The organism is Runella sp. (genome assembly GCF_027484545.1).
In the GTDB taxonomy this organism is placed as follows: domain Bacteria; phylum Bacteroidota; class Bacteroidia; order Cytophagales; family Spirosomataceae; genus Runella.
Genome location: NZ_JAIXST010000315.1, coordinates 25,075 through 34,686, shown reverse-complemented (window position 1 = coordinate 34,686; position 9,612 = coordinate 25,075). Strand labels below are relative to the sequence as shown.

The 9,612-nt window shown below is 38.8% G+C and carries 6 protein-coding genes; 3 read left to right on the top strand and 3 right to left on the bottom strand.

The features are described 5' to 3' along the window. Positions 1 to 144: 144 nt before the first annotated feature. Positions 145 to 2,718 (bottom strand): phosphoenolpyruvate carboxylase, encoded by a 2,574-nt coding sequence (locus Q0081_RS28235; protein WP_298361411.1) that lies wholly within the window; start codon positions 2,716 to 2,718, stop codon positions 145 to 147. Between the two features lie 333 nt (positions 2,719 to 3,051). On the opposite strand from Q0081_RS28235, the gene Q0081_RS28230 reads away from it, so the two are divergent. From Q0081_RS28230 to mraY, 3 genes are all read left to right on the top strand, one after another. Then, positions 3,052 to 5,019 carry a helix-hairpin-helix domain-containing protein gene (locus Q0081_RS28230; protein ID WP_298361409.1) on the top strand — a complete coding sequence of 656 codons (1,968 nt, stop codon included), beginning with the start codon at positions 3,052 to 3,054 and terminating at the stop codon, positions 5,017 to 5,019. A gap of 128 nt (positions 5,020 to 5,147) precedes the next feature. Continuing rightward, complete coding sequence (locus Q0081_RS28225; protein ID WP_298361407.1) at positions 5,148 to 5,663, top strand: hypothetical protein; 516 nt, start codon at positions 5,148 to 5,150, stop codon at positions 5,661 to 5,663. A gap of 87 nt (positions 5,664 to 5,750) precedes the next feature. Next, on the top strand, positions 5,751 to 6,965 hold the full coding sequence (mraY, locus tag Q0081_RS28220) for a phospho-N-acetylmuramoyl-pentapeptide-transferase (RefSeq protein WP_298361405.1): 1,215 nt from the start codon (positions 5,751 to 5,753) through the stop codon (positions 6,963 to 6,965). 62 nt (positions 6,966 to 7,027) lie between these two features. Here the strand turns inward: mraY and Q0081_RS28215 are convergent, their stop codons facing one another. Then, complete coding sequence (locus tag Q0081_RS28215; protein ID WP_298361403.1) at positions 7,028 to 7,549, bottom strand: phosphoglycerate mutase family protein; 522 nt, start codon at positions 7,547 to 7,549, stop codon at positions 7,028 to 7,030. Between the two features lie 27 nt (positions 7,550 to 7,576). Further along, positions 7,577 to 9,400 carry a tetratricopeptide repeat protein gene (locus Q0081_RS28210; protein ID WP_298361401.1) on the bottom strand — a complete coding sequence of 608 codons (1,824 nt, stop codon included), beginning with the start codon at positions 9,398 to 9,400 and terminating at the stop codon, positions 7,577 to 7,579. Positions 9,401 to 9,612: the final 212 nt, after the last annotated feature.

The following is a 9,612-nucleotide window of genomic DNA, read 5'->3' as shown; positions in this document are numbered from 1 at the left end:
TTGTTTTATGATTCGACACCACAAAACTATGGTTTATTATTCACAACAGTTGGCTCTTTCATCAGCAGTCACTAACAAGTAACGGCTGGATAATTGCACTTCAAATCTGAATCTGCGAAACTTTCCAAGTCTTTATTTTATTAATTAAGCCGAATTACGCGCGGCGTTAATGATTCCAAACATCGCCCGCATTACCAACTTGCTGTATACATCTACTTCCGCCGCAGGTAAATCTGCCGATTGTAGCTTTTGAAGCGCGTATTGTTGAATCGTCATGAGCGGTAAAACGATTCTTTCACGTACAATGATGGATTCTTTGGTTACAGGGTTTTGATTCATCAACTCTTTTTCTCCTGAAAACTCCAACATCAGACTGATACTGCGCTCGTATTCTTCAAACATCATGTTCCAAAGAGTACTGAATTCGGGATTTTCTTTGAGGTATTTTGTAGCCGGATAATACGCTTTCATCAGCGATTGCATGGAGTTTTCCACCAACGTACGCACAAAAAGAGAGCGTTTGTACAGTTTTTTCAGGGTATCTATTTTACCTTCCTTCTTCAATTTTTCGAGCGCTGAACCAAATCCGTAAAAACCGGGAACGTTTTGTTTCATCTGCGCCCACGAGCCCACAAACGGAATGGCCCGTAAATCTTCAAATTTGAGTCCGCCACCACTTCCGCGTTTATCAGGACGGCTACCGATTTTAGTCTGTCCATAAAAACGTAAGGGGGTGATTTTTTCCAGATACGGCACAAAAGTCGGGTGATTTTTGAGGCCTAAATACGCGTGATAAGCCGCATCAGCCAATTCTTCCATTAGCGCTTTATCGGCTTCTGAAAGCTGATCTTTGGTGCTTTTTGGCGTAAAAAGGTGGTTTTCTAAACCTGCCGTAAAGAGTCGCTCTAAGTTATACATGGCCGTTGGAACTGTACCGTAATTAGAGCTAATCGTCTGCCCTTGAACAGTTAATTGTATTTCTTTATCTTCAATTTCTTTTCCAAGTGAAGCATAGAAAGCGTGATTGTTTCCACCACCACGACCCGGAGGCCCTCCACGCCCGTCGAAAAACGTCACTTTGACACCGTATTCACGCGAAATTTTAGTTAATTGTTCTTTGGCGGTAAAAATAGACCAGTTAGCTCGTAAATAACCGCCATCTTTAGTTCCATCCGAAAACCCTACCATGATGGTCTGCTGATTGCCCCGTCTGGTCAAATGAGCGTGATAATACGTATTTTCAAACAATTGTTTCATCACCTCTGCCGCTCCCGCTAAATCGTCGACCGTTTCAAACAAGGGAACGATGTCAACTCCTATTTCCGTCGTTTTCCAGACGTTTTTCATCATGGCTATTACTTCTACCACATTCAACGCGCTGGCACAGTTGCTAATTACATAGCGGTGAGCACCGGCTTCTCCGTTTCGACGTTGAATCTCTCGAATTGCCAGCATAGAGCCATAAATATCTTGGGTAATTGGGTCGTGAAAGTCCGATTCAGTCAACTCCACTTGTAATGAAAGCAAAAAGTCTATTTTACGTTTTTCATCCCAATTTTGATAATCGGCATACGTAAAAACGGGTACTTGCTTTTCTATCTTGTTCAAAACTTCCTGCCAGGCTAATGTATGCTTTGGACTCACCTGACGAATGTCCAAGCTGGCAAAGAAGAAACCAAAAAGTTTGATTTTCAATATGGTATCATCCAATGAATCGACAAAAAAGCTATCATGGTATTTTACCAAAACCTCACGTGCCTGTTGCAAATCCTGAAGCAATTCTGAAGAAGTACCATAATGCTCTTGGTCAGGATAATAAATAGCGTTGTTGACTTTGCGCTCTGCAGTAGAAATAAAATCTTCCACTCCATCAAACGTCAGACGACGTTTAAGATTTTTAATATCTCTCCAGTAACACTTGAGCAAAATTTGGCGCAAACGGTCAGCAACCTGAAGTGTTACGTCTGAAGTAACAAAGGGATTACCGTCACGGTCACCACCTGGCCAAAAGCCCAAACGGAATAATTCCGTGTGAGGCCATTCATTGATGGGAATAGAAAGCCCTCTTAAAAGTTTCTGTAAAATAGCCGGGATAGCTTCGTAAAATACATTTTCCAAAAACCAGCCCAACGTTAACGCTTCATCAAAAGGCGTAGGTTTATTTTTGTTAATAAACCCTGTTTTTCCCAATTGCAGCAATAAATTATTAACCGTCACAAAGTCATTATCTTTAATGGCTTCTTCTAAATCGGTAATAATTCCCAGTACTTTTCCCGGGTAAAATTGGGTAGGGTGGGCGGTCAAAACGATACGAACGCAAAAATCATCCAATTTTTTGAGCAATTTTTCACGCAGGTCATCGCTATCAACGCGGTTCAGCAGTTGCGTAATGGAGCCAGGTCCATTTAAATCATGTGTTTTATCAAATCCTGCATCTTCTACGGAATCAAACAAAACTACCTGACGTTCGATGAATTTAATAAAGTTGAAAAGCAAATCACGTCTTTCATGCTCGGTTGCATGTTCAGTATATTCTTCAAAAAAAGACTCAATGATTTGTTGCGGGCTGTTTCCTGCTATAAATCCCTCTTCACTCGCTTGTACAAGCAGTGGCAGCAGCGTTCCTGTTCGAAAAATGTGATGAAACGGCAAACTCAGGAATAGGCTGTTGAAGATATTGTACTTTGTTACAACAGCATCTTGATAAACATTAGGCATTGTGGGTTGTTAAATTTAGGTGGGTAATAAAAAGCGAATAAAGAAATAAAATTGTACATTTTCAAGAAATACACACAAATACCATTAAAATTAATGAGAATAAACAAGATTTAATAATTTGAATGGTTTCTTTCAACAATTTATTGAGTCTAAAGGGTAAGTTGCCAAAATAAAATTTTGGCCAAATGGCAGATTCTTTGTTTTAAATTGAATATTTCCAACAATTTGAAATCATTTCTACTTTTTATCCTAAGCTTTATTGGATTTTACAGGGTTTGTAAAACACAAGATTTCCGCCGTCGCGAAATTGACCTCAATGGTTTTGTACAAAATTTGCTCCCGATTCAAACTGAAGATCTGAATTACAATGAGCTTTACGAGAACCTCATTCAGCTTTATGCAACTCCACTTGATCTAAATACCTGCACTCGTGATGAATTGTCGGCTACTTATTTACTCACTGAGTTACAATTGAACAGTTTTTTTGAGTATCGGAGCCAATTTGACAAATTTCTCTCAATTTATGAACTTCAGGCAATTCCTGATTTTGATTTAGCAACTATTTACAAAATGCTTCCATTTGTTGCGGTTATTCCAACGAACCGAAAATTGTGGAATGGACTCAACAATCCAACGGATAATTACCTACTCATTCGTACCGAACAGCTAATGGAAGAAAAACGCGGAGCTACTGGCAATGCCCCAAAATCACGCGACGGCACACTGCAACGATTTGAAGGAAGCCCTGTGCAGTGGTACGCTCGTTATCGGTACAGCAGGAGTCGAGATTTTAGTTTTGGACTTACTATGGAAAAGGACGAAGGCGAAGCTTTTCGTTGGCAACCTTCAAAATATAAATATGGCGCTGATTATGTGTCTTTTCACGCACAGGTTCAAAACAGAGGACGATTCAAAAACATACTGATTGGGGATTATCAACTCCAAATAGGACAGGGGTTAATTTATTCGTCGGGTTTTTCATTGGGGAAAGGGATGGAAACGGTTTATACCGTACGTCGCCCTTCAACGGGTATTCGACCTTATACCTCTGTTACAGAATCCGGCTTTTTCAGGGGAATTGCCGCTACTTATACGATTACTAAAAAACTTGAAATTACTACTTTATATTCACGAGCTCGGCGGAGTGGAAGTGTGAGTACTGATTCTGACCCCACCACTGAAGATGTTATCAGCTCTTTACAAACTGACGGTTTAAACCGTATTCCAAATGAATTGCAATATCGTGCCAACATTGTTGAGCAAAATATTGGAGGACATTTACAGTATCATTCCAGTCGTGGGCAATTTGGGGCTACCTTACTTTATACTCACTTTGATCAACCTCTTCAAAAAACCGAAGCCCTACGGAACAACTACGAGTTTAGCGGCAGGAAAAACCTATTAGCAGGGCTACACGGAAGTTATTTATGGCGAAATCTCAATTTGTTTGGAGAAACGGCTCGTTCGCAAAGTGGTGGAGTAGGAGCAATTGCCGGGGTTTTAGCCAGTCTTAATAAGCGTTGGGATGCGACCGTATTATTCAGACATTATGATAAAAACTTCCATAGCTTATACGCAAACGCTTTTGGAGAAAGCAGTCGAAACATAAATGAAACGGGTCTTTACACAGGTGCTAAATACACCATTCATAAAAAAATGAAATTTGCCGCCTATGTAGACGTATATCGATTTTCCTGGTATCGTTATCTGGTGGATAAAAAGCCCACGAGCGGCTTTGATTTTTTAGTTCAGGATACATGGACCCCTTCAAAAAAATGGGCCTTTTACGCAGTTTATCGTCAAGAACGTAAAGAACACAATATACCTTCTGATTTATCTAAACAGAAATTCGTAACCCACTACACACGTCGCAATTTGATACTGAATGCTGAATACACACTAAGTAAAATATGGTCTTTCCGTACGCGCATTCAAGGCGGCACCTTTGGTTACGAAAATTTTAAAGCAGATAAAGGTTGGCTTCTGTTTCAGGAAATAACGGCAGATTGGGGTAAATTCTCGGCAACTACCCGTATTTCAGCTTATAATAGTGATAGTTATGATGCTCGCCAATACGCCATTGAGCGTGATGTACTATATGCAATTTCTATGCCTGCTTATTACGAACGTGGCTTTCGTAATTTTGTATTATTTCGCTACACACCTCATCGAAGTACCGATATTTGGCTGCGTTTTTCAAGAACTGATATGCCGGACAGAGAAAAACTCAGTTCTTACGTAGACGAAATAAAAGGTTCGCACCGTACTGAGATAAAAATCCAGATAAGATATAGCTTTTAGGAATATTTATTTGACTTTCTGCTTCCCCAAATACAGCTTTTAATTTTTGGCATCATTATTGACAATGGAGTTATTACCACTTAAAAAGTGCACTAACCCTTTGTTTATCAATACATTAATTTTTGCTTATGAAGCGTCTTTACCACTTTGGAATTTTAGGATCAACCTTTACTTTCTTAATCGTTTGGATTCTCAACTGTCCAAGAATCGAAGGAACCCCAGTTCCTCAATCATTACTAAACTTCAGCACTGACCAAGTTGTATCTTCCGATTGGATAAATACCGACCAATGGGTAAGTACCAGTGTTTTCGGCTTGCCTGCCCGTGCCTGCGAATTAACAAATAAAACACTCAATAACAGCACATTAGACAATAGTCAACTTTATGTTTATTCTAAAATTGAGAATGAAGTACACCCGATGCCTTTTAACATCAATGTCGATAATATTGAATTGCGATTTGATTATACAATTCCAAAGACTTCGACCTTACGTATAGTTATGATTGGTCTTAAAGGTGAATTTAGTCCGATAGGCGAACAGAAATATCGTTATGTACTGATACCTAACTCTTTGGTAAAAAAATCACTTATAAACATGGGAGATTACGAAACGGTCAAAGCAGCTTTTCATTTAGAAGATTAATTTTCTGAATTTCTTAAAAATGCCTATACTTGCCACCAACGTGCCAATGTATAGGCATTTTTGGCTTTAGCCTAAACAATCTCTAACATGCTTTACTATCTTTTCTCGTACTTAGATAAAGAATTTAACTTCCCGGGAGCTGGAGTTTTTCAGTACATTTCTTTTCGCGCACTGGGTGCCACAGTTTCATCCCTGCTAATTGCAGCTATATTTGGCCGACGCATTATTGACTTCTTACGGAAGCAGCAAATCGGTGAAACCATCCGTGATTTAGGTTTGCAAGGCCAAATGGAAAAAAAGGGAACACCTACTATGGGAGGGTTCATTATTTTGGCTTCACTTCTTATCCCTGTTTTGTTATTCGCCAAACTTTCCAATGTGTATATTGTCTTACTACTGATTACCGCAGTTTGGACAGGCTTGATTGGCTTTATAGATGATTACATCAAAAAATTCAAGAATAATAAAGATGGCTTGGAAGGGAAATTTAAAGTAGTTGGGCAGGTAGGTTTAGGGCTTATTGTTGGAATCACTCTTTCTTTCAACCAGCACGTAAAAATTCGAGTTTACGATAAACCACTCATTAGTTCGGCTATTGGTGAAGTACAACGTTACAGTGATGTTATTAATCCAACCATTACGACCTTACCATTCATAAAAAACAACGAATTTGATTATTCAAATCTTTTATTTGCGTTATTACCCGACAGTTATACTTGGATAATTTACACAGCTGTAGCTATTTTCATTATTACGGCCGTATCTAATGGTGCAAATATCACAGACGGAATTGATGGTTTAGCAGCAGGAACATCAGTTATCATTGCTCTAACTTTAGGTGTACTGGCGTATATCTCAGGAAATGCCAAATTTTCGCAATACCTCAACATCATGTACATTCCTAATTCAGGCGAAATGGTAATTTTCATTGCCGCTTTTGTCGGGGCTTGTGTTGGGTTTCTATGGTATAATTCGTATCCGGCGCAGGTGTTTATGGGGGATACGGGCAGTTTAATGCTCGGTGGGGTTATCGCTGTTATTTCATTGGCCATTCGTAAAGAATTACTGATTCCTGTCATGTGCGGAATTTTTCTGGCCGAACTTCTATCTGTTATTATGCAGGTGAGCTATTTCAAATATACAAAACGCAAATTTGGAGAGGGTCGCCGTATCTTCTTAATGTCTCCTTTACACCATCATTTTCAGAAGAAGGGTTACCACGAAGCTAAGATTGTAACCCGTTTTTGGATTGTTGGAATCATTTTAGCCATTGCAACTTTAGTAACGTTGAAACTGCGTTAGTCCATTAAAATCAATTGATTTCCATAAAAAAAGGGAAAGCTTACGTTTAGCTTTCCCTTTTTTTATGGAAGTGTTTTTACCCCATACGTACTTTCTATCAACGTTGCTGTTCGACCAAACAGCGTTTTCTTTATTGTCACAAAGTACAAATTATCATAATCGGAAGATTCAATTTTTGGAAGTGAGGGTCTTGTTCCCAATCCTTGAGCAATCTCTATTATAGTATCACTGTGGCCTACCACCAAGGCATTTTTACCTTTCAAATGGTTTAAACGATTTACAATCACACGAATCGGCTTCGGTTCATAAATAGCGTACTGTTTCCCTAAAAGGTCAACTAATGGCTGAGCGGTTTGGCGATTGCGCTGATATTTACTAACAAATATCGAATCAATATTTTCCTTACCCAGATTTTCTGCCAAAGCTTTTGCCCTTTGTAGTCCTGCGGGAGAGAGCGGCGTATCTTCACTTTGGTCTAACCTTTCTCCATGACGTACAATGTAAATTTTTGAAGTATAACAGGAACTCAAGCTTTCCAATAATACACAAACTATAAAAAACGAGATAAGTGATTGTTTTTTCATGAAATCTGACAAAGTCTGTGAATACAATTAAAGGTTATCTCCTCTCAATTGTCTAAACCGTTTACGTGCATCTGCTGAATGAATGCTGGCCGGGTATTTTTCCAGAATTTTTTGATATAATTCCATTGATTTTTCTTTGTCTTTGAAGCGATTTTGGTACAATTCGGCCATCATATACAAAGCGTCATCCGCTAAAATATCTGTCGAAAACTTATCCACAATTACCTGTAAGTTATCTACTGCTTTTTGGTTTTCTCCCATTTTGGCATAGGTCCGAGCTTTGAGCCATAGTATTTCATCCGACAATGGGTGATCTTTGTACTTTTTAAATAGGTCATCTAAGCGTCCTAAAGCTAGCTCAGTTTGATTTTGATAAAGTAACAGATCAATTGACGCATATTCCTTCATCGCGTCTTCTGAGGTATCTAAACCCGTATTATCCTGTATTAATAAACTTAATGCTCCAGCGTCGTTGGCAATTTCACGAGTTGTAGCCATTTTTAAAATATCAAGTAATGCTTTTGCCAACTCAAAATCACCTGTGTAGTAATACTGCCGAGCATTGCGCAACTTGGCTTCATATCCAAGCGGGGTTTCTCGTTGCGACTTTTCTACCTGTGAATACAACAGGGTAGATTCCCACGGTTCGTTTTTCAAAAGATAAATATCGCCTAAATCCAGTTTGCACTTATCTATAAAATCACTTTCAGCACGTCCGATTTTGATTGCATCCTGCAACACAATTGTAGCGGTATCTTTCTCATTCAGATAAAACGCATACAGATTCGCCATACTGCGCATAGCTTCGAGTGTCCGATTATTTTGTCCCAGCTCTTCTAACAGTTTTCTATAGTCTTGAATTAGCCTCCTGACAGATACTTGTTCCACCGGAAATGTATTTTTTACTTGCTCTTCCCTTGCCACAATCACCATTCGGCGCGAGTAGGGGTAAAGCTGTCCCTGTGGATAATCTTTGATAATGTATTCAAATGATTGAATAGCGGCGTTGTAATCTTTGTTTTGAAGTGCCAGATTACCCAAATCAAATACTTTTGTACCGTTGTATTTAAATCGTCGGTCTAACGCTCTTTCCTGAATAAACGCTTTTCCAAACTGTTTTTTTTGTGTCAAAAACCAAATCAGCATTTCAGCGTAGAAAGGCTCGTTGGGTTGTCTTTGGATTTTTTCGTACAAAATTTTCTCAAACTTGACTTGGTCTTTCTCTTCACGTAAAAAGTCCTGAAAGTAATTTTGAATCACCTCTTTGCTCTGAATAGCTACTCCCAGACTCAATAATTCCTCAATCATTTGGTCCGTCTTTCCGGTTTGCGCATACAGACCAGCCAACTCCATTTTAAATAAATTCTCATTCCCCGCAGCATCACGTGCTTTCAGGATAGACTTAATCGCCGCTTCTGAATTGTCTATTTCTCTAAATTCATCTGATAATTCTTTGTACGCATTCAAATCCTTGGAGGATACCTGTGCAATACTTTCTTCATACTTTAGGGCAGCTGCATCGGCTTGGCCTGTTTGTTCTAACATGCGTCCCCAATACAAGGTGTACAAATAGCCAAAGTTTGCGTCTGCCTTTTGCTGACGTTTCAAAAATTTTTCGGCGTCTTCAAACTCTTTCAGTTTTATCACGCAGCTTATGTAACGCCGCAAATAGATTTTATTAAAATCCTTTCGCAGCACTTTTTGATACAATGAAACGACTTTATCGCATTCTCCTTTTTGAAAGTAGGCATCAGCTAAGTCAGCATCACTTTGTGCATAACCGGTTGCACACATCAAAACAATAAGTAACCCTACGCTGAGTATCCACCCACGTTTTAGAGTTATACACATTTTTCCTGCACCCATTATAAAAACAAATAATATTAATATTTAAAACTATTAAGAGTTATTACCTCCGTGGATAAGTGGATAAATAAGTTATAAACGACTTATCCACTTTCTTCTAAAACGTAATTGTGAATAAATTATAAGGTTATCCACCAAATTTTATTTTTATCCACAACTGAAATTACTGTTTTTCAATCATATATACAATTGTGCAC

Coding starts and splice junctions, on each gene's coding strand:
- Q0081_RS28225 (WP_298361407.1), top strand. CDS start 5,148: ATGAAGCGTCTTTACCACTTTGGAATTTTAGGATCAACCTTTACTTTC.
- Q0081_RS28215 (WP_298361403.1), bottom strand. CDS start 7,549: ATGAAAAAACAATCACTTATCTCGTTTTTTATAGTTTGTGTATTATTG.
- Q0081_RS28210 (WP_298361401.1), bottom strand. CDS start 9,400: ATGTGTATAACTCTAAAACGTGGGTGGATACTCAGCGTAGGGTTACTT.
- Q0081_RS28235 (WP_298361411.1), bottom strand. CDS start 2,718: ATGCCTAATGTTTATCAAGATGCTGTTGTAACAAAGTACAATATCTTC.
- mraY (WP_298361405.1), top strand. CDS start 5,751: ATGCTTTACTATCTTTTCTCGTACTTAGATAAAGAATTTAACTTCCCG.